The sequence below is a fragment of the Gracilibacillus sp. HCP3S3_G5_2 genome, assembly GCF_052063305.1.
Classification (GTDB): domain Bacteria; phylum Bacillota; class Bacilli; order Bacillales; family Amphibacillaceae; genus Gracilibacillus.
In genome coordinates this window covers 205515-231687 of record NZ_JBQHXU010000007.1, presented here as the reverse complement: position 1 = coordinate 231687, position 26173 = coordinate 205515, and the positions used below count along the sequence as shown (strand labels likewise).

At 37.0% G+C, this 26173-nt stretch carries 24 protein-coding genes, 1 tRNA gene and 1 pseudogene; 9 read left to right on the top strand and 17 right to left on the bottom strand.

Translation table 11 applies throughout. The features are described 5' to 3' along the window. The first annotated feature begins 29 nt into the window (after positions 1–29). Entirely contained in the window at positions 30–824 is a 795-nt protein-coding gene (locus ACTNEP_RS12420) for an HAD family hydrolase (RefSeq protein WP_441162330.1), read from the top strand. On the opposite strand, the gene recX is transcribed toward ACTNEP_RS12420, so the two are convergent. After that, positions 825–1649 carry a recombination regulator RecX gene (gene recX, locus ACTNEP_RS12415; protein WP_441162360.1) on the bottom strand — a complete coding sequence of 275 codons (825 nt, stop codon included), beginning with the start codon at positions 1647–1649 and terminating at the stop codon, positions 825–827. It lies immediately after the preceding gene. Positions 1650–2161: 512 nt separating this feature from the next. On the opposite strand from recX, the gene ACTNEP_RS12410 reads away from it, so the two are divergent. The 4 genes from ACTNEP_RS12410 (at position 2162) to ACTNEP_RS12395 (ending at position 4616) form a co-directional block, all read left to right on the top strand. Continuing rightward, entirely contained in the window at positions 2162–2710 is a 549-nt protein-coding gene (locus tag ACTNEP_RS12410; protein ID WP_441162329.1) for a GNAT family N-acetyltransferase, read from the top strand. Between the two features lie 431 nt (positions 2711–3141). Continuing rightward, a complete protein-coding gene (locus tag ACTNEP_RS12405; protein ID WP_441162328.1) occupies positions 3142–3510 on the top strand; it encodes a CidA/LrgA family protein in 369 nt (122 codons plus the stop codon). Then, the gene (locus tag ACTNEP_RS12400; protein WP_441162327.1) at positions 3503–4186 is read left to right on the top strand and encodes an LrgB family protein; all 684 of its coding nucleotides are present in this window, start codon (positions 3503–3505) and stop codon (positions 4184–4186) included. Before ACTNEP_RS12405 ends, ACTNEP_RS12400 begins: the two co-directional genes overlap by 8 nt. Before the next feature lie 184 nt (positions 4187–4370). Continuing rightward, on the top strand, positions 4371–4616 hold the full coding sequence (locus ACTNEP_RS12395; protein WP_441162326.1) for a DUF1450 domain-containing protein: 246 nt from the start codon (positions 4371–4373) through the stop codon (positions 4614–4616). Between the two features lie 60 nt (positions 4617–4676). Here the strand turns inward: ACTNEP_RS12395 and ald are convergent, their stop codons facing one another. Both ald and ACTNEP_RS12385 read right to left on the bottom strand, forming a co-directional pair. Beyond that, positions 4677–5813 (bottom strand): alanine dehydrogenase, encoded by a 1137-nt coding sequence (gene ald, locus ACTNEP_RS12390; RefSeq protein WP_441162325.1) that lies wholly within the window; start codon positions 5811–5813, stop codon positions 4677–4679. A gap of 205 nt (positions 5814–6018) precedes the next feature. After that, a tRNA-Ala gene (locus ACTNEP_RS12385) sits at positions 6019–6090 on the bottom strand. A gap of 479 nt (positions 6091–6569) precedes the next feature. Between ACTNEP_RS12385 and ACTNEP_RS12380 the strand changes: the two are divergent. Continuing rightward, positions 6570–7664, top strand: a pseudogene (locus ACTNEP_RS12380) (YVTN family beta-propeller repeat protein); the annotation flags it as partial. Between the two features lie 350 nt (positions 7665–8014). Here the strand turns inward: ACTNEP_RS12380 and ACTNEP_RS12375 are convergent. Both ACTNEP_RS12375 and ACTNEP_RS12370 read right to left on the bottom strand, forming a co-directional pair. Continuing rightward, positions 8015–8845, bottom strand: a complete 831-nt coding sequence (locus ACTNEP_RS12375; RefSeq protein WP_441162324.1) for a dimethylarginine dimethylaminohydrolase family protein — start codon at positions 8843–8845, stop codon at positions 8015–8017. A gap of 317 nt (positions 8846–9162) precedes the next feature. Further along, positions 9163–11289, bottom strand: coding sequence for an ATP-dependent Clp protease ATP-binding subunit (locus ACTNEP_RS12370; protein WP_441162323.1), 2127 nt, complete (start codon positions 11287–11289; stop codon positions 9163–9165). A 455-nt stretch (positions 11290–11744) separates the two neighbouring features. On the opposite strand from ACTNEP_RS12370, the gene ACTNEP_RS12365 reads away from it, so the two are divergent. Next, complete coding sequence (locus ACTNEP_RS12365; protein ID WP_441162322.1) at positions 11745–13082, top strand: hypothetical protein; 1338 nt, start codon at positions 11745–11747, stop codon at positions 13080–13082. Here the strand turns inward: ACTNEP_RS12365 and ACTNEP_RS12360 are convergent. After that, complete coding sequence (locus ACTNEP_RS12360) at positions 13079–13951, bottom strand: DNA-3-methyladenine glycosylase family protein (protein ID WP_441162321.1); 873 nt, start codon at positions 13949–13951, stop codon at positions 13079–13081. The genes ACTNEP_RS12365 and ACTNEP_RS12360 overlap by 4 nt on opposite strands. Positions 13952–14036: 85 nt before the next feature. Here ACTNEP_RS12360 and ppx point away from each other — a divergent pair, with 85 nt between their 5' ends. Both ppx and ACTNEP_RS12350 read left to right on the top strand, forming a co-directional pair. Further along, positions 14037–15560 carry an exopolyphosphatase gene (gene ppx, locus ACTNEP_RS12355; protein WP_441162320.1) on the top strand — a complete coding sequence of 508 codons (1524 nt, stop codon included), beginning with the start codon at positions 14037–14039 and terminating at the stop codon, positions 15558–15560. Between the two features lie 96 nt (positions 15561–15656). Next, positions 15657–17753 carry an RNA degradosome polyphosphate kinase gene (locus ACTNEP_RS12350; protein ID WP_441162319.1) on the top strand — a complete coding sequence of 699 codons (2097 nt, stop codon included), beginning with the start codon at positions 15657–15659 and terminating at the stop codon, positions 17751–17753. Between the two features lie 215 nt (positions 17754–17968). Here ACTNEP_RS12350 and ACTNEP_RS12345 read toward each other — a convergent pair whose 3' ends face one another. From ACTNEP_RS12345 to ACTNEP_RS12295, 11 genes are all read right to left on the bottom strand, one after another. Continuing rightward, positions 17969–18259, bottom strand: coding sequence for an RNA polymerase alpha subunit C-terminal domain-containing protein (locus ACTNEP_RS12345; RefSeq protein WP_441162318.1), 291 nt, complete (start codon positions 18257–18259; stop codon positions 17969–17971). Positions 18260–18598: 339 nt separating this feature from the next. Beyond that, positions 18599–19393 (bottom strand): delta-lactam-biosynthetic de-N-acetylase, encoded by a 795-nt coding sequence (gene pdaA, locus ACTNEP_RS12340; RefSeq protein ID WP_441162317.1) that lies wholly within the window; start codon positions 19391–19393, stop codon positions 18599–18601. A 58-nt stretch (positions 19394–19451) separates the two neighbouring features. Next, positions 19452–20756 (bottom strand): Na+/H+ antiporter family protein, encoded by a 1305-nt coding sequence (locus tag ACTNEP_RS12335; RefSeq protein WP_441162316.1) that lies wholly within the window; start codon positions 20754–20756, stop codon positions 19452–19454. Between the two features lie 22 nt (positions 20757–20778). Further along, positions 20779–20928 carry an SE1561 family protein gene (locus ACTNEP_RS12330; protein WP_441162315.1) on the bottom strand — a complete coding sequence of 50 codons (150 nt, stop codon included), beginning with the start codon at positions 20926–20928 and terminating at the stop codon, positions 20779–20781. A gap of 169 nt (positions 20929–21097) precedes the next feature. Beyond that, positions 21098–21868: a YfkD family protein gene (locus ACTNEP_RS12325; protein WP_441162314.1), complete on the bottom strand. Its 771-nt coding sequence runs from the start codon at positions 21866–21868 to the stop codon at positions 21098–21100. Between the two features lie 54 nt (positions 21869–21922). Beyond that, positions 21923–22315 (bottom strand): OsmC family protein, encoded by a 393-nt coding sequence (locus ACTNEP_RS12320; RefSeq protein WP_441162313.1) that lies wholly within the window; start codon positions 22313–22315, stop codon positions 21923–21925. Positions 22316–22497: 182 nt separating this feature from the next. Beyond that, complete coding sequence (locus tag ACTNEP_RS12315) at positions 22498–23166, bottom strand: amino acid ABC transporter permease (RefSeq protein ID WP_441162312.1); 669 nt, start codon at positions 23164–23166, stop codon at positions 22498–22500. Between the two features lie 13 nt (positions 23167–23179). Then, on the bottom strand, positions 23180–24010 hold the full coding sequence (locus tag ACTNEP_RS12310) for a transporter substrate-binding domain-containing protein (RefSeq protein WP_441162311.1): 831 nt from the start codon (positions 24008–24010) through the stop codon (positions 23180–23182). Between the two features lie 516 nt (positions 24011–24526). Further along, complete coding sequence (locus ACTNEP_RS12305; protein WP_441162310.1) at positions 24527–25366, bottom strand: YihY/virulence factor BrkB family protein; 840 nt, start codon at positions 25364–25366, stop codon at positions 24527–24529. Continuing rightward, positions 25359–25646, bottom strand: coding sequence for a hypothetical protein (locus ACTNEP_RS12300; RefSeq protein WP_441162309.1), 288 nt, complete (start codon positions 25644–25646; stop codon positions 25359–25361). The genes ACTNEP_RS12305 and ACTNEP_RS12300 overlap by 8 nt, the downstream gene beginning before the upstream one ends. A 22-nt stretch (positions 25647–25668) precedes the next feature. Next, positions 25669–26148, bottom strand: a complete 480-nt coding sequence (locus tag ACTNEP_RS12295) for a low molecular weight protein-tyrosine-phosphatase (protein WP_441162308.1) — start codon at positions 26146–26148, stop codon at positions 25669–25671. Positions 26149–26173 lie beyond the last annotated feature (25 nt).

Sequence of the window (26173 nt, the reverse complement as noted above, 5' to 3'; positions counted from 1 at the left end):
GATAATCTAAACTAAAAGGATGATCGAACTTGATTAAATTATTTGCGACAGATTTAGATGGAACATTATTAAAAGCTGACAATATTGTTAAACAAGAAGATATTGATGCTATTCACCGTTTAAAAGAGCATAATATCGATTTTGCTGTAGCAACTGGAAGAATGGAACGAGATATTGTAAAAATCTGCAAAGAAATAAACTATGATGCTCATCGCATCAGTCAAAATGGTGCTTTTGTTGACACGAAAGACAATCAGAAAATTTTTGCTAAAACATTTGATGCAGTAACTAGCAGTGCCTTACATCATGCAATAAGTGCTTTTCCAAATCCTTTCTGCATTACAACCGCTGATGAAGCTTATATTTCTTTTAAAACCCCTGAAATTAAAGCATTAGAAGAAATTTTATATTTTCCACTTGTAGAAGGTGTTGATTTTGCCAATGATTATCATGACCAATTCTTACCTAGTAAATACATGCTACTTGGAGAAGAAAAAGACATTGTAGGTTTTCAGCAAAAGATCAATGAAGAGTTTCATGAGGTAAGTGAAAGCTATTTATCTGATCCGCGTTGTGTGGATATTGTGCCGAAAGGTGTGTCTAAGGCATTAGGCTTAAAAGTATTGGCAGAATACCTGCATATAAAAACAGATGAAATAGCTGTGATCGGAGACTCGTATAATGACATCCCGATGTTCGAAATGACAGCATACAGCTTTGCAATGCGTACCGCACCGGAACCTGTTCAACAAAAAGCGGCACATGTTGTCGATGACGTCTTTGAGGCGATTGCCTATATTCAAGGTAAAGTGAGCACTAGCTAATCAGTGCTCACTTAACTTCTCTTCCATAAAACGTTCGATTAAATCAGCTGGAAAACCTTTCCGAAATAAAGCTGCTTTTACTTTTTGTTTCAATTCATAACCGCTATTTTTTTTCTGATATTTCGTTACTAGCTTCTCCCCTTGGAATAAGATCGCATTGTACTCCTCATCATGGTCATGCTCTAGCTCCATATTATTGAGAACTTCTGAAATAACATCGAATGTAAAGCCTTTATGCATTAACGATTGTTTTATACTGTCCATTTGTTGCCGTCGGGACTTTTTACTGGAAGCTTGTAATTTCTTTTGTAATAATTTTTCCACTTTTTCAAATTGTTTCCCAAATGTATAGAGGGATAGTGCCTGTTCCATAATAGTGGCATTTATGCCTTTTTCCGTGAGTTCTTTTTTAATTAATAATGGCCCCTTACTAGATGTCTGTATTCTCGTTCGTACTAATGCCTCACTAAAGGCAAGATCATCCACTAATCCTTCCTGTTTTAAACGGCTTATTACTTCACCAATATAAGTATCATCCACTTCTTTTCGTTGTAGATAGTCAATCAGTTCCTGCTCAGAACGCATCCGATAACTTAAATACTTAACAGAAAGGGCATATGCCTTATAGGATTCATCTTTTTCTTGAATTTGTTCGATCATCTCAGCTGTAAGGAATAACCCTTTTCGAAGATAATATTCAATTAGAATATCTTCATTCACACTAAAACCGTAATATTCTTGCTCATTTTCCTTTAAAAAAATATTAAAACGGTGCTTCGATTTCTTTTGGGTCGTTATTTTGGAAATCTCAGGCAATTTTATCACCTCTTTTTTCATTTTATCAAACAAACGTATGTTCCACAAACAATATTGGAGGTTTTTGATAAGAAAAAGGTTTAACCTAAAAATGCTCGTCCATTCGGTATGATTTTCATTATACTACCATCGAGCAAGTATTAGCCAAAATTTGCAATTAATCGTCTTAATTAATGATATAAGCTCATTTATGACACTTATATGAACGTAATGTAAATTTTCTTAATTTTTCTTCATTTTACTCAAAATTTTTTACTATTTTTTTAGGATTTTCTATTTACAATTATCCTGTTTATTGTGTAAGATAGGGGTACGAAATCGTAAGTATTACTGCCAGAGCAGTTTATAGTAAGGGAAGGCAAATGGTGCGCCACCAGTTTTAGCAAAGCTGGTTCTAGTGGGTTCGATTCCCACCCCGAATTTTTGTTTAAAGTTTGATAAAAATTCGAGGGTGAGAAGAACACTACTATGCCATGTTCCTGTCTTCTTCTCACCCTCCAAGGTTTAAGGAGGGATTTTTTATGCTTAAAAATAGAGACGTCCAAGATGCTCCCGTTTTATTTGATTTAATGTCAGATCCGGAAGTATTTCCATATGTGAGACATAAAGCTTATTCTAGTGACGAGTTTTACTTTTTAACGAAGCAGACCATCGAGGCGGAAGAACGTGGTGAATTGATCTCTCGGACTATTCTTGATGAATGGTATAACCCAATCGGGACGATTAATTTGTTTGATATAGAAAATAATGCAGGCTTTTTGGCGACATGGATCGGCAAGCCTTACTTTGGCAAAGGCTACAATAAATTAGCGAAAGATGCTTTCTTTGAGGAACTCTTTTACCATCATGAAATGGACGCTATTTTCATCAAAATTAGACGTACAAATATACGTTCATTAAAAGCGATATTAAAAGTCCCTTTTGTCATGTATGGTAACGAAATCTATCCTGACATTCATGAAAAAATTAATGCTCAACAGGAACAGCCTGTTTATGATTTATACGTTATTACCAAAGAAAATTACTTCTCTCATAAGGAATCTCTTGCTGAGGGTGGAGAAGCAATGTAACTACCCACAAAAGTTATCCACAACCCTGTGCATAATGTGCATAAGGGTTGTGGATCTTGTTTTGATAAGGATGATTATTCAGCACTAAAATAGACGAGTATTTGGGGATATTGTGGATAAAGTAGTTTGGAGTTAGTATACCAACTTTTCACTACTTGATAACCTTGTGAATATGTTACTATGTTAGCAGGAGCTGATGAACAAATGTTTATAGCAAAAATTAAATGTGACAAATGCTCACGACAACTGCAATTTAATGAAGAATATTTTTTTCGCAGTAGACTACAAGATAGTCTGGGGTCCACAATTGTTAAAAAATATTATCAACATAATGGCACCATCTATTGTAAGGAATGTTTGCAAAAGGAGCTAAATTATTAAACTTGCGCACATACTTCTGTAAGGCGTATGATAAGAGCGGAGGCCTTATCATGAAATATCTAAAAATTATCTTACAGATCAGTGTGCTTTTTCTATTTTATTATATCGGTGAAACCATTCAGTCCGCTTTTTCATTATTCATACCGGGCAGCGTTATTGGCATGTTGCTCTTTTTTGCGTTGTTGACAGCAAAAATAATTCGAGTGGAGTGGATAGCTGACGGAATTGACTTACTGATGAAGGATATGCCGATTTTCTTCGTCCCTGTAACAGTAGGTGTTGTCCAATATTTAGATTTCTTTTATGGTAAAGGAAGTTTAATGATTCCACTTGTAGTTATTAGCACGTTTTTAATCATCGTCATTAATGGAGTCCTTACATCTTGGTTAGTAAAGAAAGAAGTGAATGCTCATGACTGATTTGTGGATTGGTGTTATTTTTCTGGGCATCACGATTGCCGTTTATGTTGGTACTAAAAAATTATATGGTAAATATCCGAGCCCTTTTACATTACCGATTTTCTTAACTTCTGGTTTCTTCATTATATTTCTAAGCTTTAGCGATATTCCTTATCAATTGTATATGCTCGGAGGTCAATGGATTGATCTGTTTCTTGGACCAATCGTTGTAGCACTCGCGTTACCACTATATCGTCAGCTGGATTTAATAAAAAAGTATGCACGTACGATTTTTGTTGGCGTATTTGCTGGTTCGATTGTTGGCGTAATCACTGGTATCGTAGGAGCAAAATGGTTAGGGTTTGAAGATGAGATTATCAAGTCAGTGGCGGCTAAATCAGTTACAACACCTGTAGCATTAAGTATAACAGGTACAGCTGGTGGGAATTTATCACTTGCTGCAGTATTTGTAATGATAGCTGGAATTAGTGGTGCAATGTTTGGACCACTCGTTTTGAAATTATTTCGTATTCAGCATCCCGTTGCACGAGGAATAGGAATCGGAACAGCCTCACATGCAATCGGTACTTCAAAAGCTTTAGAATTAGGTGAACAGGATGGCGCGGTTAGTGCGTTAGCAATGACAATTAGTGCTGTGGTGGTATCCTTCTTAGTGCCACTCTTTTTAAACTTGTGATAGAGAAGGCAATACTCTAATTTGATTCGTTTAAATTACTCTTCTCAAGACTTATTGATTGATAATGTACTAGCATGTTGTACAAATGTTAAGAATAGATGGAAGGTTTAACGGGCTCCCGATAAGCTTCGCTAGCCAATAGGAATTGTATTAGTAATGCAAGATATGAACAAAGGGTGATTGGATGGGAATCGTGGTTGTAGAAATTTGTGATAGCAATTTAATGAATACATTTGATATAGAGAATATGATCGAATCAGAATATCCAGAGGTAGCGGTTTTAATTAACGACTGCTTAAATTTCTGTGGATTATGCAGATTAAAACCGTATGCACTGGTTAACAATCAACGAGTTCATGGCAAAACTCCAGAGGAAACATTAGCGAAAATAAAAAAAGCCATAGAAGCAGAATTAGCATTCTATCAGTAAAAAGCGCTTGGTCTGAAGAAGGTCACCGGAATAGATCCGGTGACCTTCTTATTTTAATATTTATTGTGCTGGATTACCTAGCCTATTCAAAACGGAACTTAGGTCCGTATATCGTCTGTCAAGCGCTTTTGCCACAGCTTCATGAACAAGCTTTCCTTGGTACGTGTTTACCCCTTTGGCAAATGCAGGATCCGTGAGAAGGTAATTCTTTAATCCTTTGTTTGCCAGATTTAAAATATATGGTGCTGTGGCGTTTGTCAGTGCGAACGTAGCAGTTTGTGACACTGCACCTGGGATATTAGCGACGGCATAATGAATAACGTCATGTTTAACATAAACAGGGTTCTCATGCGTTGTAACCCGGTCAATCGTTTCAATCGATCCACCCTGATCCACTGCTACATCTACAATGACAGATCCTGGCTCCATCATTTTAACCATCTCTTCTGTGACTAGCTTCGGTGCTTTAGCACCTGGAATTAGGACAGCGCCTATTACTAAATCTGCCGTTTTTACTTGTTCTGCAATATTATATTCATTCGATGCCAAGGTCCTAATTTTGCCTTGGTACAAATCCTCTAATTGACGCAAACGATCTATATTAATATCTAATAGCGTAACATTTGCACCTAACCCAATTGCTATTTTCGCTGCATTCGTACCTACTATCCCTCCGCCGATAATCACTACATTGGCTGGTGAAACTCCCGGTACACCACTAGAAAGTACACCTTTGCCACCATAGGTTTTTTCCAGAAACCTAACACCTGCCTGCACCGACATCCGCCCTGCAATTTCGCTCATTGGCGTTAATAAAGGTAAAGCACCATTTGCCAATTGAATCGTTTCATACGCAACACCTGTCGTTTTATGCTCTAATAAAGCTTCCGCCACTTCTTGCTCAGCAGCTAAATGTAAGTAAGTAAAAAGAAGTAAATCTTTCCGAAAAAAAGAAAACTCTGACGGTTGAGGCTCCTTTACCTTCACTACTAATTCCTGTGCCCATGCTTCTTCTGCTGAAGGAACAATTTCTGCACCTGCACCTTTGTAGGCAGCATCCTCAATACCGCTACCAAGACCTGCCCCGCTCTCTATTCTCACCTCATGACCTGCTTGTGTCAGCATCATTACTCCTGCAGGCGTAATTGCCACACGATTTTCATTGCTTTTAATTTCTTTAGGTACACCGATTTTCATTACTTCACCGCCTTCTCTTTGGTAGTATTGTATGAATATTTCTTCTTATTCGTTTTCCCTATTTTATGTAGATTTAATACAAGAATGAATGGAAAAATAGTAACCTGTTGCCTTTTATATTAAGAAGCACTCCTCTCGTTCTGTAATTAGAACAAGTAAGAGCGATACGATTTGATGGAGTTATTAACATATGGTTGGTCAAGAATGGAGCTGACGGGATTTGAACCCGTGACCCCTTGTCTGCCAGACAAGTATTCTCCCACTGAACTACAGCCCCATTATAAAATCAAGTAGGTTGAATTCGTAAATTAATTTTATTATATAATTTTGATGGGATTGCAGCAAGTTTTTATGATTTGATAACTCAGAGAATAACAAATTGCAAATTTGCTTTAATATCCATCTACTTTGCCGTTCATGACAGCGATGCTGATACTCTCTCTGTTAAAGATATGAAAAGATGATGAACTAGCACAAAATTTGTTTTAGTAACAAATGTACAATCTTTTTCAAAGAATTTTTATAAATTAATTGTATAGATAAGATAGAAATGTACCATGGCTGTCAAGAATCTTATGGAAGGGAGGAAGGAAAATGAAATCCACCAAAAGAATGGGAGCTTGTTGTCCCTCGTTTCCGATTATGCAAGAGAGCTTTTGCGGAAATTTTAATGGCCCGCTAGCAGCTGAAGAAGTTTGGAGTGCAACAGCTGGTAGTTATCGTTCAGGAACATTTCAATTGTTCAATTCAGTATCAAGCACAGGACCGGTAACGGCAGCAGGAGCCGCATCTCCAGCGATCTCTTTAAGTGCAGCACCAGGGAATACGGATACCCAATCTGTGAATAATCCAACTTCTTTTACGATCACAGCCGATGAAGGTGAAAGTGGGACATACTGTATCACTCTCTACAGGAACCCTTCCCCGCCCCCAATTTCGTGTAATTTCATCGTTTACGTCACTAATGCGGGTGATATAAATGATCCAGCAAATGATACCGTATCGGTTATTGATACGGAAACAAATACGGTTACTGCTACCACTACTGTAGGAAATGCCCCTCTTGAAGTAGCTGTCTTGCCAAATGGGACAAGAGCTTATGTTCCAAATTTCTTTTCTAACACCGTATCGGTCATTGATACAGCGACAAATACGGTGATTACTACCATTATCGTTGGCGAAGATCCGCTCGGTATAGGAATCTCTCCAGATGGGTCAACCGCTTATGTCTCCAATCATGAAGATGACACTGTTTCGGTTATTGATACAGCGACAAATACAGTGGTAGCTACCATTATGGTAGGGAACGGCCCTCAAGGAATTAGTTTTACTGCGGATGGTACGCGTGCTTACGTCGCAAATGAATTGGGTGATACAATATCGGTCATTGATACGGCGACAAATACGGTAGTCGATACGATTGATGTTGGAGATCGTCCTAGATTAATCGCCATTTTACCGAACGAGACACGTGGCTTTGTCACTAATCAAGGGGATAACAATGTAATGGTTATTGATTTGGAATCGAACATGGTCCTTGATACCATTCCCGTAGGAATCCAACCCGTTGGTGCAGCCATCACACCAGACGGAACCCTCGCATACATTGTAAATAAGGGGAATAACAATGTATCGGTCATTGATGTTTTTACGAATACAGTTATTGCTACAATTCCTGTTGGTCAATCACCTGATCAAATCGCCATTTTGCCGGATGGAACAAGCGCTTACGTCACAAATCAAGCTGAAGATACAGTATCGATCATTGATATTACAACGAATACAGTAATCGATACTATCCCAGTGGGTAACGCTCCAACTGGTATAGCAATCGGAACAATATGCGAATAAATCCCTTCACGAATTCTGATTCACCCCTAAAATAGGTTATAACGAGTGGTTTTCTATAGAAATAAAAGCAGGCAAGGAAAAACGGATTTTTTTCTACCTGCTTTTTTGGTACGTATTCCTATTTTTTCTTATTTGTCCACACACAGACAATGGCTTTCCCATAAGTTGAATTTAATTTTTATAAAATAGGTTACTAAAGAGCATGACCCTCGGAAAGCGAAACGATCAGTCAGAGTGGATGCTTTACACTCGATATCATAAAACGTAAGTTAGTGAAAAGTATCCCTATATTGCGCAATAAAACGTATTACATCGTTCGTATTTGATGTGAAGAAAATTGGTTATGTCCATTACTTCTCTCGTTCTATTGGCAAAGTACAGCACCGAAAGGAGCCGCCAGATTTAATAATTTCCGAAAACTGTACTTCTACAACTTCGAATCCTTTTTCTGTTAACTGTTCATTCACAAGTTTATTGTCAGGTAACGAAATAATGTGTCGATCTCCGAGAGAAAATACATTCGTACCCAAAGTAAATTGCTCATCATCCGTTACTTCTATTAAATCAAATTCATTATGGAGTAAGTTGCGTTCCTTTTCATTAAAAGCGTCGTTATAGATAAGTCCTACCTTATCACTCACTAAATTAAAACAACAGTCCAGGTGAAGAATATCTTCACGAATAGGAACCGTAATGACCTCTTTTTCAGGAATTTGTAATTGTAACTCTTCAATAGCCTTTGTAGTTGTTCTAAGACTCCTTCCTACAAAAACTTTATCGTTAGAAACAATCACATCGCCCCCTTCAATAGAGCGTGTACTCAAAGGTATATATGGCAAATTTTCGTGATCAAGGTACTGATGCAACACATCGATTTCTGGCTTCCTAATATTACGCCCCATCTCACAAGTGAAAAGTGATGCTCCTGCTGTAAATCCGATATCTCTTGTAAAGACTTGTTCATTCAACTTAGGGTCTGGTGTCAGTTCGATCACTTCAATATCAAACTGTTCCAATGTTTGTACAAAACTTTCAAACTGCTCCATAGCTATATCTACATCAATATTTTCATCTTCATAAAATTTCTGTGTTTCATTGATGACCTTTCTAATTTCCATATATGTTGGTGGGCAAGTAATTACTCGTTTTAAGCGGTCATATTCATTTTGCTGATAAATCATGGAGAAATGCGCTCCCTTTTTTATTTTTTATTATACCTTACTTCGTTTCATTCATTCTAAAGAAAGGGACAAAGCGTCCAGAATTGTCCAAACACAAACCTGTACACTTGCATCATTTTATCTTTTAAATCAATCTTTCAGTAATCAAATGGTTCTTTCTTTCATACAGATAAAGTAATATCTTGAAAACAAGCACGGTTGGTTCGTCCTTAGGCTGCCAACCGTGCTTCTTTTATGTATTTTGCTGGCCACTTTCTGGACTTTGCTGGCCTCTTTCCGATTATGTAAACAACACAAAAAAAGCACTAGCTAAAATACTAGCTAGCGCTCTTTTTCACAACGATATCTTCGTTCTCAAACATGATCTCTATTTGTTTAACATCCTCTTCTTCCAAGATGAGATCTGTGATGCCGTCCTCTACTTTATCCTGGATAACGCGACGTAATGGACGTGCACCGAAGCGAGGGTCATAACCTTTATCAGCAAGGAATTTCTTCGCTTCATCACTTACAGTAATGGTAAGATCAGATTCTTCTAATTGTTTGCTTAATTCCGCGATCATTAGGTCTACAATTCGGAGTAGATCTTCTTGTTCTAATTCATTGAATGGAATAATCGCGTCAAAACGGTTCAAGAATTCTGGCTTGAAATAGCTGCTTAAATTTTCTAGTGTTGAAACAGCTTCATTGTTATCACTATTGAAGCCGACCGTAATTTTCTTCACCCCGGTACCAGCATTACTTGTCATGATAATCACAGAATCTTTGAAGCTTACCGTTCTACCATGACTATCTGTTAATTGACCATCTTCCATGATTTGTAGGAACATGTTTTGTACATCAGGGTGGGCTTTTTCAATTTCATCTAACAGAATTAAGCTGTACGGATTGTGACGAACTTTTTCTGTTAATTGGCCTGCTTCCTCATGACCTACATATCCTGGTGGTGAACCGATAATTTTAGATACGGCATGCTTCTCCATATATTCACTCATGTCAAGGCGAATCATTGCCTCTTTAGTACCGAACAGTTCCTCTGCTAGTGCTTTCGTTAGTTCTGTCTTACCGACACCAGTTGGTCCGACGAAAAGGAAGGAACCAATTGGACGATGTTTCGACTTCAAACCGGCACGACTACGGCGAACCGCTTTAGCTACTTTGTCAACGGCAACTTGTTGACCAATTACTTTTCGACTTAAGTTGTCCGCTAAGTTTTTCATTTTGGACTGTTCATCTGCTTGGATTTTTCGAACAGGGATTCCGGTTTTCTCTTCTATTATTAATTGAATATCTTCCACTGTTACTTCTGCTTTTGGTGCTTCTTTTGTTTCTGCTAATTTTTTCTCAAGCTTGATTTCTTGATGTCTTAGGTTCGCTGCGCGTTCATAGTCTTCTTTCTCAGCAGCTTCCATTTTTTCTTTGCCGATTTCGTCGAGACGTTTCTGCAATGCTTCGTGATCTGACTCACTTACATCAAGGTTGAGACGTGCACCTGCTTCATCAATTAAATCAATCGCTTTGTCTGGTAAGAAGCGGTCTTGGATATAACGCTTTGATAATGTTACGGCAGCGCGTAACACATCATCAGAGTAGCTTACCTTATGATATTTTTCATAACGTTCCCTCAAGCCTTGTAAGATTTGCTCTGCTTCAGCTAAAGATGGCTCTTTTACCATAATTGGCTGGAAACGACGTTCTAGTGCTGCGTCTTTTTCAATTTGACGGTACTCTTTTAATGTCGTCGCACCGATTAATTGTAATTCACCTCGTGCCAATGCAGGCTTTAAGATATTCCCGGCATCCATTTGAGAGCCTTCTGCAGTTCCGGCACCTACAAGTAAATGAATTTCATCAACAAAAAGGATGACATTTTGACGTTCTTGCAGTTCGGATACTAATTGTTTCATTCGCTCTTCAAATTGACCGCGAACACCCGTATTAGCAACTAATGATGCTACATCTAAGATGTAAATATCTTTATCTAGCAGCTTGGACGGTACGTTTCCTTCTGTAATTTTTAGTGCTAATCCTTCTGCGATTGCTGTTTTACCAACACCTGGTTCCCCGATTAGGACTGGGTTGTTCTTGTTACGACGGTTAAGTGTTTCTATTACCCGTTTAACCTCTTGTTCACGTCCAATCACAGGATCAACTAGTCCTGCTCTTGCAGCATCGGTAAGGTTTTTCCCCAATTGATCGAGAAGACCATTACCTCTTCCACCTTGTCTTGTATGCGTTTTGGCATTTGCTTGGTTAGAACCATTTGCTCCTCCGGCAAAAAAGCCTTCAAAGCCTTGTCCTCCAAACATACCTGATGGATTTTTCATTTGATTTTTTATATCTTGAAAGCATGATTCACAAACATGTAAAGATTCGGTTTGATCATTAAATCGAAGGTTTACATTAATCGTTGCTTGATGAATACCACATTGCTGGCATTTCATTTGTCATTCCTCCTTCAATTTTTTATAAAGTGATACTGTAATCAAGGTCAATTTTGACTTTGACTATATTTGACCTTTCTTATCTATTATTATAATCTGACCTTTTTTGACTTTCAAGATCTTTGCTCAAAAAATTTTTATCAAATCTATTATTTCCTAAACCATAAAAAAAACAACCTACGAAGGTAGATTGCGCTTCTTTTCTATTATTTTTTTAAATTACCACACCAAAGGGAACAAACACTAGTAATAAGGCTAAGAGTATCGTCCATAAAATTTCTTTTAGCACATAGATCCTCCTAGTAAACGTTTAGTCCATCTTACCATAGAAATAAATAGGTGCTTGTGCTTTGAAAGAAAATATTACAAAGAATTTACATTGACAACATTCTTTTTCGGAATGATAATTTGTGCTAAACTAAAGGTAATCCGTAATAAAAAGGAGTTGTTTCATAATGACAACCATCCAGTTAATGCACAATAAAAAAACAATGCGCTTTAATGTAGTACAAATGACCGTATATAAACAGGCTAAAATAGTAGAAGCAATTGGTCAAAAAAAGCAATCTTATCATTTGTTTTTTTACAAAGACCGCTATATTAACGCTAAGAAAACAACTTCGATACGACTGCAATCCTTTTTAAAAAATGCCTTTCAATCTGGCCATATATTTACTGCCGATCATCCATTAACGAAAGCACTGCTCCAAAAAGAAGATACTTATCGACTGACTTCCAATAATCAAATGGTCCAAAAGCTCTCCAACAAATATAACGAAACAGAAATGCTCTACGTACTTGCGATGTTCGATAACTATGTTGATGAGAAAAAAATCGTTGCTCTCCTAAAAAAGACCTTTTATAACTATCGCCGAAACGGCCAACTAAAAAAAGCTTTCCGAATACTTGTTAATTATACCCAAGTACGACCACATGATATTTTTGCCAAAGATATGCTCCATCATTTTGACTTTCAACAATATAAAGACCTATATCAAAACATTGAGCAGCTTACAATAGAATGGTCTGATCCTCTCTATTTAGAATCTATTTATTTCGATCAAAATTTCCCTGAAACCGTCATAAATTCGGTCATACGACAATATCATATAGATAATCGAAAATTTGATCAGCTCTTCCTCATCTACCTGAAATGTTCATCCATAAAGGCTGTCACACAACTTGATCAGTTGGCACAAGCACAACTGTCCAAGCAGGACCAAATCGCTTTATGGCAAGAATTATTGTCTCAATATCCGGAACCAAAAGAGATCATCGACATACTCGTCAAGCTTGATGGCTATCAAGTTATTTTAGCGTATTACCTTCATCATCCGATTGAAGACCGTCAAGTATTTGAGAAGGCACTAGTTTCTGTTTCCGCTGACCAATTAGCTGAAGATTATCAAGCTCTTCTCCAAGCAGTAATGCGTATTTATAAAAATGATGTAGCACAACTGGAGAAAACTCTCCACATAACGATTAAAAAGCTCTTGCAACATCTATCTTTGAAAGAGATCATCACATCCTTAAAAGATTCCGAACTACCGATTATGCAAAAGCTGAAAAAAATGGAAAGATTGACAGATAACCCCGATCAGCAATTTGCTTTAGGTGAAATTTACTTTGATCTTGAACAATACGACCAAGCAATTGCCTGTTTTGAATGGGAAATGGAATTATCGCCAAATGATCCCGCTCCCGTTCAATATCTATACAAAAGCTATTTGGCAAAGGGTGACAAAGAACAAGCAAACACCTATAAACAATTAATTGCCAATATATCTTCTTAAGGCTCTTCAATACTGCGCCATAATGTCATTGCAGCATAGGAACGATATGGTTGCCAAGCTTGACTCCATTCTTCTACCTGGGGCGTAGCTGGTTTATGGTCAAGGCCTAAATAAAGCTTTAATGCATTCTGAATACCTATATCACTTGATGGAAAAAGGTCTTGTCTACCAAGCGAGAACATCAGCCAATTTTGTACCGTCCATGCTCCAATTCCGCGAATTTTGGTTAATTGTTGCAGCACTTCTTGATCGCTTTGGTCATAAAATGAAGTTAGATTGAGCTCATTTGCAACAATTTTCTTCGCGGTATCTATGACATATTCCGCTTTTCGTGTACTAAATTGCATGTCTCGCAGCTCTTGGTAAGGAATGGTTGCTACCTTTTCCGGTGTCGGATAAAACCAGACGCCGTCCAATTGTTCCCCATAAGTCGTCACAAATCTTGCGGTTAAAACTTGAGCAAAAGCCATATTTAATTGTTGATGAATAATGGTTTTCACTAAATTACTAAAAGGATCAAATTCTCGAATTAACGGCGTTGCTGGATATTTCTCAAACAACCCTGCTAAATCTGTTTTGGCAAAAAAAGCTTGAATCACTTTCAGATTCTGATCCCATGCAAATATATCAGCTATTCGGACAAGCAGATCGTCCTTTCTTTCGTTATCATTCCCTTCTATTAAAAATATAGGTTTTTCTGTTGTACCTATTGCCGTAACAGTTACCACATATTTTTCCTTTTTTATACGTAAGGGTACTTTAACAGATCGTTTCTGGAAATCGACATAATACAACTTATCCATGTCTAATCTAAAAAGTAGATAGTCAAAATCATACGGTATTGTAAGTTCTATTTTCTCTAGCCACATCGCCATAACCCCTCTCGAAATTAAGCATTTTCACTCTATTATGGTATAATAATGCAAAATTCACAACAATAAATAGGGTGATACAATGCGAAAACAATATTATGCAATAATCGACATAGGTTCTAACACTATGCGTCTAGTCATTTTTTTAAGAGAAAAAGGTGGCAGGTTAAAGGAAGTAGAAAACGTAAAAGCAGTTGCCAGACTCCGAACCTTCTTAGAAAAAAATAATCAGTTAAATGATGCAGGGGTAAAACGATTAATATCTACACTAAAGAGCTTTCAAGAGGTGTTAGCAACATATAAGCTACAGGAAGTCGTTTGTGTTGCCACTGCCACCATTAGACAAGCGGAAAACAAACAAGAAATTCTGATCGAGGTAGAAAAGCAAACCGGGATGACCATTAGGATTTTATCAGAAGAAGAAGAAGCTTATTATGGCTACCTAGCAGTTGTTAATTCTACTTCTATATCCACTGGAATTACAGTGGATATCGGTGGCGGCAGTACAGAAGTTACTTATTTTAAAAACAGAGAATTAATTAACGCACATAGCTTTCCTTTTGGGGCCTTAACATTAAAAGATTTCTTTGCCACAGACATTCCTACAAGCGAAGAATTGGCAAAATTGCGCCATTATGTAACCGAACAATTTGCTACATTACCATGGTTACGAGATAAACAAATTCCTTTGGTTGCGATCGGAGGCAGTGCCCGTAATCTTGTACAAATTGATCAAAACTTAAAAAAATACCCGCTTGCCGGACTCCATCAATATAAAATGTATGATACAGACATTATCAACATCAGTAATTATTTAACGTCTCTAAAGCCAGAGAAGTTACCAAAAGTAGAAGGATTATCAAAGGATCGAGCTGATATCATTATACCTGCTATTGAAGTGTTTCACAGTTTATATAAAATCACTCAAGCAGACTGCTTTATTTTAAGTCGGAAAGGTCTTCGAGATGGTGTGTTCTATGAACAATTATCAAAAGAGATGGGGACTATCCTTTTTCCAAATGTACTAGAGGATAGTATTCAAGAGCTGATGAATGATTTTGACTTGGATCCAAAGCAAATTCTTCATGTCCAATATCTTACGCGCAAGCTATTTGATTTCATTAAGGATAATGGTCTCCTTCATTTGACCAATAACGATTGGGAGTTACTAAAAAGAGCCAGTTATTTATGCCATCTAGGGGAATATATCGATGCTGAATCAAGTGCACAGCACACCTTTTATTTATTGGCAAACCGAACCATTGATGGCTTATTGCATAAGGACCGCTTGCAACTCGCATTAATTGCTTCCTATAAAAATAAGACGGTATTCAAGCAATTTATCAAACCCTATAAAGAATGGTTTCTCAAATCAGAACAAAAAAAACTGCGTCATCTGGGCGCACTTTTAAAGTTTAGTTATTGCTTAGATGCGACCAAACGGCAAGTAGTGAAGGAAATTAGTTGTGCTATGCAAGGGGACACACTATTTATTACCTTATATTGTAATGGCGATGCCAAACCAGAAGAGTATCAATCAGAAAAACAAAAAAAACATGTGGAGAAAGCAGTAAAGAAAAATGTAGAGTTAAAGTTTGTTTTGTAAAAAAATAATTTACAAAGAAATTACGTTCCTTTAATGGAGGATCTTTCGTTTAACGATATGATAAGGATAGAGATTGTCGAAAAAGGATGATGATTGATGTCAACTGTCAAGCAAAACAAAAATGTGGAGTTACCTGTTTACTATAACAATCGTGAGTTAAGTTGGCTCTCCTTTAATAAACGTGTCCTGGAAGAAGCTGACGATGAAACCAATCCATTATTAGAGAGATTACGTTTCCTCGCCATCTTTTCCTCTAATTTAGATGAGTTTTTTATGGTACGTGTTGCTGGTTTAAAGGATCAAGTGAAAGCCGGCTTCAACCGCCCTGATAATAAATCTGGTCTAACGCCCAAACAACAGCTTTCCCAAATCTCCAGCTTTAATCATGAGCTTGTTGGGCAACAGTATGATTTATATAAAGAGTTACTCCCCCTATTAAGACAAGAAAATATTCATATTATTAATATGGAGGACTTAACTTCCGATGAAATTAATCAACTAGAATATTATTTTGATGAACAAATATTTCCAGTGCTAACCCCTATGGCAATAGATGCGTATCGTGCCTTTCCGATGCTACTGAATAAATCAATAAACCTGGCAGTCCAACTTGAAGATATTTATGACATGGAACACGAACAAGTTAAAACAGCGATCGTACAGGTTCCTGCATTACTTGACCGCTTCATTCAAGTTGGAGATCAGCAAAAATTTGTCTTACTTGAAGACTTGATTCGATATTTTATGCCTAAATTTTTCACTGGCTATCACGTGCTTACAACTACCACATTTCGTATCACGCGAAATGCTGATATGACGATCCACGAGGAGGGAGCACGTGACCTATTAAAAGAAATTGAGAAAGAATTAAAGAAACGAAAATGGGGAGCCGCTGTCCGACTGGAAGTGGATGCCCGTGAAAATAATCCCGAGATGATAGAGTTTTTACTTCATGTACTAGAAATTCATAAGAAAGATTTATACATTATTAATGGACCACTCGATCTCACCTTCTTATTTGAATTCTACAGTCACATAAAAAAAGAATATGAACATTTAGTATATGAAACATTAATTCCCCAGCCTGCCCAAGATATTCATGAAGATGAAAGTGTATTTGAGGCAGTTAGAAAAAGAGATCTATTTTTGCACCATCCTTATGAATCATTCGAGCCGATTGTGGATTTAATTCGTGATGCCGCCGATGATCCTGAAGTATTAGCGATTAAGCAAACATTATATCGCGTAAGTGGTGATTCACCTATTATTGCAGGCTTAAAGCGTGCTGCTGAAAATGGTAAACAAGTTACAGTACTGGTAGAGCTAAAGGCACGATTCGACGAAGAAAATAATGTGCAATGGGCAAAGGAATTAGAAAAAGCAGGCTGCCACGTTATTTATGGAATGATTTCTCTAAAAACGCACAGTAAAATAACACTTGTTGTTCGTAAAACGGCTGGCGGAATAGAACGAATCGTACAACTTGGAACAGGTAATTACAATGATCAAACGGCGAAATTTTATACCGATATGTCCTATTTAACAACAAAGCGGAAATTTGGAATAGATGCAACTAATTTTTTTAACTATTTAAGTGGCTATACGGAAAAACCGACATACCATCATTTATCAATGGCACCGTTTGATATTCGGAATGATATACTTAAGTATATTGACAATGAAATTGATTTTCATAAACGCTACAGTAACGGTCGAATCATTGCTAAAATGAACTCTTTAACAGATAAAGAGCTGATCAAAAGGTTTTATAAAGCATCACAGGCAGGGGTAAAGATTCATTTAATTGTTAGAGGAATATGCTGTTTAAAACCTGGAATCTCTGGGGTTAGTGAAAATATTCAAGTGCAAAGTGTTGTCGGTAGATTTCTAGAGCATAGCCGTATTTATTATTTTCGTCATAATGGAGAAGAAAAAATATTTCTTTCCTCCGCAGATTTAATGACTAGAAATATGGTAAAACGTGTAGAATTGATGTTCCCAATTTTTGAAGGCAGAATCAAATCACGCATTCTTTCGATCCTTGATATTACACTTAGAGACACCGCCAAGACAAGAGTCCAGGATCAGGATGGTAGCTATTCACATATTAAATATCAAACACAAGGCACTTTATTAGATAGTCAACTTATGCTGTTCGATATGGCCTATAACGTAATGGAAGATGAGGAATAACGGAATCATAGTAATAAAAAACCGTTTGGATAAAATTAAGTAGTTCACTTACCGTGGAGAAAACATCAAAACACATAACAAATAGCATACGATTTCGCAGTATCTTTAACAACTATTTTAACACACAAAAACGCTTGGATAAGTTGTATATATCCAAGCGTTTTTCTTCTAAATTGTCTTGTTTAACAATAGTACTCTTGACTTTAAGTACACTATTATCTTTTAAATGATAAACCTTCTTCTTCTAATGAAGTTCTCATAATCGGTAAGGAAGCTGGTCCGATACCATGGATTTTTAGAATTTCTTTTTCCGTGTACTCTGAGAGTTTTTGCAGAGTATCAATCCCCTCTTGAACTAAGGCATTTCTAGCAGGAGAACTTAGTTTTGATAGAAAGCCACTTTCAGGTTTATTCTCTTTATCACAAGTAGGGCAACTTTGGCAATCACTACTTTTGTAATACCTATGTCCTTTTTCACAGATCCTTAAACTTTTTTCAGTTTTCAAAATAACCACTCCAGTATATAGTGATTCAATGTTAACATTCACAATACATCTACTATAACATATAATCTGATTTATCCTAAAATTTCCAAAAGATAAGTTGCAATTGTAATTACAATTAGCGATATACATAACATAGCAATTAGTACCCTACTAACATCTTTTAGTGAACTGTAATTTGTGTGTTAATTACAATACTAAAAGTGGTGCTTTTTGTAAGAAAACGCTGATATATCAACAAAAACAGCATACCAATCATTATGCGGTTTGGTATGCTATTTAGATTTTTCTCCACCGAAAGAAAACTACTCAGAATAAAATCAACAGTTTTTTATAGTTATTTTATTGGGCATTTTTACTGTAGCCGATTATTTCTGGAGGTAGCAACTGTTTTAACATGAGATCGTCTATACTTTTGAATTGATATCCTTGTTCTCTCAAATCTTCAATTAAATGCTCCAGCGCATCTGCATTATCCTGAGAAACAGTATGCATTAAGATAATGGCTCCCGGGTGAATCTGATTCATCACCTGTTCATAGGCATGTTTCCAGCCTTTTTCAGAGCCTTCATTCCAATCGACAAATGCAATCGACCAAAAAATATGGGTATATCCTAGTTCATTTGCCCAGTTTAAAGAAGTTTCATTAAAAGTCCCTTTCGGTGGACGAATATATTGGACAACCGCCTTGTCATCGACCTTCATAATTTTATCCGTTAAGTCGGTTACATCTTTCGTGAATTCTTCTTTCGATATCTTGGTAAAATCTCGGTGACCGTCTGAATGGTTACCGATGATATGACCATCTTTTAACATACGGCGAACTAAATCAGGTTGATCGTCCACATAATGGCCTGTTAAGAAAAAGGTGGCTGGTACTTCTTTTTCCTTTAACACATCGAGAATCTGTTCGGTAAAACCTGCTTCATAACCATTATCAAATGTTAAATAAACATGTTTATCACCTGATGGATCCAAGTAATAGCTTTGGTGCTTTTCTAATATCTGTTCATAAATCCCTACATCTGGTGGTTGTTGATTGCTATTCTTTTTGTATCCCCAACCATAGCTGGCAGCACCTGCTTCTAGTGGGAAAATGAACAAGAATAGCATCATTATTATCGATATTTTCTTCATATAATCACCTTTTTTTATTTTTAGTGTAAGTTAAAAAAGGTGATTATATCCCGTAGTTCTATAAAATAATACTGGCAACCCATCCAAATAAAAACAATGGAATATTGAAGTGTAAGAAGGTTGGCACACATGTATCCCAAATATGGTGATGCTTCCCATCAGCGCTCAAACCTGATGTCGGACCTAATGTACTATCACTTGCTGGGCTTCCAGCATCCCCTAATGCACCCGCCGTACCAATCAATACCGCTATTGCCATTGGTGAGAAACCTGCAGCAACACAAATTGGTACATATAATGCTGCAATAATCGGTATCGTACCAAAGGAGGAACCTATTCCTAAAGTGATAACTAAACCGACTAATAATAAAATAAAAGCAATGATAGCCTGGTGACCTGCTAACATATCAGATGAAGAAGCCACTAACTCATCTACAGCTCCTGTTTCTTGAAGAATATGACCAAATCCAGAGGAAACAAGCATTACGAAGGCGATTGTTCCCATAATTCCAACACCTTGTTGGACGAATGCATCTCCCTCACGTAAAGGTACAGCAAAAAATAGTACCATTAAAATCACACCTGTTAACGCACCGATTACAAGACTTTCCGTGATAAGCTGAACCACTAATGCTACAAGAATGGCGACTATCGTTAAACCGTGTTTATAATTAAAGGCTATTTTTTCTTCCATATCTCTGCTGATTCCATCGGTTGGTAACCATTTCTTTGCTTCCCGAGGCTTACGGTAGCTAATAAATATCGCTATCAGTAAACCGATAATCATACCAATACCTGGCAATAACAGAGAAAATGCAATTTCTCTTACCGAAATATCGACCCCATTGTTACTCATTCCGCTTTGAATTGTTTCGTGAAAAATAAGTCCGTACCCTAAAGGAATCATCACATACGGTGCTTTCAACCCAAATGTTAAAGCGGTTGCTACTGCTCGCCTGTCCAATTTCATTTGATCGAATAACTTTAATAATGGCGGTATTAAAATCGGAATAAATGCGATATGAACTGGCACAATATTTTGTGACAATGAAGCAATACCAGCTATTGCTAATACAAGCATCGTTTTTTTGCCTGTTAATACTTTTATTAATGATCGAACTAATATTGACGTAATGCCGGTATAACTGATCATTGCAGCAAATACACCTAGTAAAATATAACTTAACGCTGTACTCGCTTGACCACCCATTCCATCGATCAACATATTGATTGTATCCTGAATGTTCATGCCTGCCATAAGTCCAGCTACTACTGCTGCAATAATAATCGCAAAGATAACATGCACCTTTAACAAACTTAGGGCAAGCATGACAAGAACAGAAATAACAACAATCCATTCCATAGTGTTCCCTCTCCCTCTATTCTTAGCTAAGACCTTTCTCTATTTTTTCGATCATCTGAATTAACTGATCCACATCCTCAATTGAGGTTCTCTCAGGATCCAAATGATCCAAACGCTCCATAAAGTGCTCGAGCTGTATTCGAAGCTCTTTTATCTTCTTCTCATTGTCCACAACAACACCCCTTTCAACTTCCTCTACCATCCTAATCTAAAAAAGCAAACATGTCTAGCACTTTCCAGCTTCCCAAACCAGGTGCCATGTAGTGATACATTCCTCCATACTAGTTTTAGGAGAAAGTAGAAAAGCATGCTTTCCAATGGAAATACATGCTTCTAATAAGTCATTTTGTCTCAAATTTAAAAGTGAGATGATCTGCAATCGGAATAAATGCCCCTACTTCCTGTTTAGTAACATTTTTAATAACAAGGCTTTTTTTGGACCCTTTTAATTCGAGGTACACTTCACCTAGAGTTACTTGCCCTGCATCCTTGACCATCGGTATATTTGCTTTTAATACACCAATTGTAGAAGGCGGGACACTATATGTTTTACTTAGCTTTGTTTCTTCCCCGATCACCGCTTTAAACGTCAAAGGAAAATCATGCTGTTCTCTCGCCTTTTGCAAAATCATTTGTTTAATTTGATCTGTTTTCTCCACCTGTGCTGTCAATGCTCCATCGACATGTTTTTCTTCTGTCTGATAATAATAAATCTCTTCGTTTTTCTCACCATTCACATTATTCACTTCATTCGTATTAACGGTCTGAAAATCCCAATGAATTTCTGATGATTCTGATTGATACGATAACGGCCAGTGCCCAAGATACACATTGGCTCGGTAGCCAATCGCAAACGGAGAAGGATTAATCGTTGACTCGTTTAATGATTTTATTAATAAGGGATTATCAATTTCCACGTTTACATCTTCTAACAATTCCTTCACTAAGGGACTCGGTTCAATAGTAGTATCTTCTTCAGAAATTTGGTTATACGTATTTTCCTTTTCGATCGAAATTAGATCATTAGGTTTATCCCCTTTTGACTCTGCAATTAATGGGATGGTTAGCATCATTAAACATAAAATCACAGAAAGGCCGAGTTTCTCCATCATTCTTTTTCGCTCCTTTTTTTCTTAGTGTTACAATAGGAGCGAAAAATATGCAGATTATTTACTCAAATTTACTATTTCAAGCGTTTCACTAATCTTTACACTATCTTCGATTGTCCGAATCATCGAACAATTCTTTCGGGCAAGATCCATGCTTTTTTCGATTTGGTCTCTTTTTAAGCTTATTCCCTTTACAACAAAGTGGAGATGAATGGCAGTGAGTTTATTTGCTTCATCTGGTGATCTTTCAACCTCAGCCGAAATTTTGAGATCATCAATAGCTATCCTTTTTTTATCGAGCACCTTACGAAATACAGTAGCACTACATCCCGCAACTGAAGCTACCATTAATTGAAATGGACGGTAGCCTAATTCTTCATTACCCGATATATCTAATTCTCCGAAAGGTAAAACGGTTCGAACTCCTCCCTCAGATAAATAAAAATCCATATATACAACACCTCCTTTGATGAAGTTATAGATACTATTCTCATTTTCTGTAATCTTCAAACACAATATACCTTGTGGTAAAGTAAGTCTGTTATCCTAAACTTATCCTTGTATTACTTGTGAGGGCTTACAGACATTTGGCACTGTATGAAAAACCGTAGAGAAGCATGCTTCTCTACGGTTTATCTCTTCATATATCTGCTGAATTTATTTTCCAAGCGTTCTTGGAAAACGGATATGACTATACATATTGGCCAGTAAATAAGTGCTACTAGTATATACATCGTTAAAGAATCGAAAGATCTTCCTCCAGCAATTTGAGCTTTTTGGAAAAGCTCAGGCACCGTTATGACTGCAGCTAAGGAAGTTGCTTTTACTAAATCTAAAAAGACATTCGTTAATGGCGGCAAAGCAATTCGAGTCCCTTGCGGTAAAATAATTTTCATTAATGATTGCCAGTAGCCAAAACCTAATGCCTTTGCAGACTCCCATTGACCTTTTGGAACACTATTAATCGATGAGCGAATGACTTCGGCAATATAAGCAGCACTATTCAAGCCAAAACCTAAGATAGCGGCCATAATTGCTGGCATCTTCAAGTCAATCATTGGCAAGCCATAATATAAAATAAACAGAAAAACTAAGATTGGTGTCCCTCGCATAAAGGAAATATATACTCTGGCAGGATAACGCAAAACTACCAAATCTGAGCTTCGAGCCAAGGAAACAAATAACCCTAACACAAGTCCTAATCCCATACTCGCAAACGAGACAATCAATGTCATCGGTAAACCACTTAAAATCAGTGGTAAATTCTCTATAGCCAATTTCACATCAAAAAAATCACCCATTTGGTATCACACCTTATAGTTCAAGACCCTCAATTTCTTCGATCTCTTCCTCTGGTTTTTGTGAAGCATCTTCTTGATAAAACTCTATAGCTAACTCTGTTAGCGTTCCATCTTCTCTCATCTCTTCAAGGGCTTCATTAATTTTCTGTTGTAATACTTCTGCTTCCAGATCCATTGCGATTGCCTGTTCAGTTGGGTGGAACTTTAAATCTGGATGTAATTGAATATCAAATTCAGGAAAGCCAGCTACCCCAAATTTAGATAAATAATAGTCATTGACAATCACGTCCGTTTTCCCATCATGCACATCACGTAAATATGCTTCATTCGGTGCATTCCCATAGGTAACCACTTCTGCACCAAAGTGTTCAGCGATCTGACTGTAGATCGTTGTCGCTCCACCGCCAGCACGTTTACCTGCTAAATCTTCTAGGCTTTCAATTCCTGAATTATCTTCTTCTCTTACCACCATTGTTGAATAAGAGTATTTATACGGATCAGAAAAAGCAAATTGTTCTCTTCGGTTATCTGTTGCTTCAATATCATTTATAGCGACATCTATTCTTCCACTCTGAATAGCGGGCAACATACTGTCAATTCCCATAATTTCAAACTGTACCTCTAAACCGAGACGATCTGCTATCTCTCTCATAATTTCGACATCATAGCCAGTGAGGTTATCGTTTTCGTCATAGGTAGACGCCCCTATTAGAGTACCAGATGTACCTGCCACTATCTCGCCCTTCTCCTGAATTTCATCCCATTTTTCTGATGCTGAGTTTCCACATGCTGCTAGTAAACTAACTATCGTTAACAAACCTAAAAGCACTACTAATTTTCTCACAATAATTGCCCCCTTTGTTTTGTTATATTATATCTAACTATTAAAAGATAACAGCTTATTTGTATTATTTCAATGTTTTTACAATCTGTTTCATTTTATTTATATTGCTGTTATATTTTTTTGACGAATACATAAAAGAGACTGTTACCAAGTAAGAGGTAGGAACAAAAGAGATAAGAAGAAGGAAAAATCCGAACATTCATATCTATCGCAGTTAGCGTTTCGGTAAGATACTTCGCTTTCCGTGGAATGCCTTCAGCTCGTGTGAGTTTCGAAGATCAAGATGATCGTGACCGTAGTTAGCTGACCCACAGGAGTCTGCGTATTTTCCCTACGCTAAGTTCAGATTGTTCGGATTTTTGTTCTTCCTATTTAGTTATGTCCCCATCTCTTTTTGAAACAGTCCCTTTGTAATTAAATGAGTTTGATCAGTGAGGGGTTACAAACGGTTTAGCACCGTGATAAAACATTTATTTCTTTAGAGCTATTCTATAGCTTCGGATATAATATTACAGGTTACACTTTCTTAGTTGCCTCTCTTTCGATTTGGGCATTGATTTCTCCCCCGGTAATAACGATAATTCCAGAAAGGTAGAACCAGATCATCAAGATAATCACTCCCCCAAGACTTCCATAGGTTGCAGAGTAGTTACCTATTGATGATACGTAATAAGAAAATGCAAGAGATGTCAGTTGCCAGCAAGTCGTTGCAAATAGTGCCCCAACGTAGATATGTTTAAAATAAACTCGTTTACTTGGTGCTAGTCGGTATAACATGATTAAAACAATAAAGAAAATGACCGAGGAAACTACCCATCTTAAGGTATTCCATACATTTAAGAAATCTTCTGATAATCCGAAGAATGAAAAGAGATATACTCCAATCATTCTTCCAAAGATAGGCAATAAGAAAGCAACAATAATGACTAGCAGCATAGCAATTGTCAGAACAATCGATATTGCTCTCATGACAATAAAGGAACGCTTTTCCTCAATATCATAGGCTTTATTGAAGGATCGTACTAACGCGTTCACACCATTTGATGCTGACCACAGGGTACCAATAATACCGATCGATAATAACCCACCATTACGGTTATGGATAATTTCGGTCAGATTGTCACTTACGAGTGTAACAATTTCGTCTGGTGCATATTGAGATATAAAATTTATCACACCAATCTCATTGAAAGGCAAATAACCAACCAATGTAACAAGAAATAGTAAAAAAGGAAATAAGGATAATAGAAAAAAATAAGACAATTGAGCTGCTATACCTGGTACTTCGTCTCTGGTTAGTCGCTCTATCAGTCGTTTTATAAAACGAGCAATACGATTGTCATCATTGTTACTCATTTTTATCCCGTTCTTCTATTTTCTCTGTCAGTTCTTGTAATTGATGAAGCATCTCTAACGTAGAGGTTAGTCTAGTAGCAAGCTGTTCCGAACACTTCGTATAGTTAATGTTTAATTGATGGATAGCATCTGCAGGGTTCTTAGCATAATAGGCAGCCTTATTACCACAATTTTGTAATTTGTTTATTACAAAAGATCGGGTTTCTCGGTCACTTAACGTGATAAGCCCCCCAACAATTGCTCCTGTAACGATTCCTTTTAACAGTCTTTCTTTACCCATAACCTCTCAACCCTTCTTTATCTTAGTTTGTACTTAAATTATGTTCCATTGAGATATGTTTGAACAATTGCTCACAACCTTCTTTTACTAGCTCATACGTGTAATCAAAATTTTTGGTGAAATATGGATCTGGTACATTTTGCTCTTTTGGTTGATCAACATAGTCCATCAATTTTTTGACGGTTACATCTGATGCTTGATAAGAAAATTGTGATAAATCACTCATGTTTTGTTGGTCCATGGCAATAACGTAATCAAACTCAGTAAGGTCATTTGCTTCTATCTGTCTCGCTTTTTGTCCATGGTAGGAAATATTCATTTCATCCAGTTTTGCTCTTGTTCCTTGATGGGGAGGATTACCAATATGCCAATCACCTAACCCTGCTGAATCAATGACAAACTTATCCTCTACTCCCTTTTCCTTAACGATATGACGAAATACCGCTTCAGCCATTGGGGACCTACAAATATTTCCTAAACAAATAAATAATACTTTAATCATATAATACCACCTCAATACTCATATT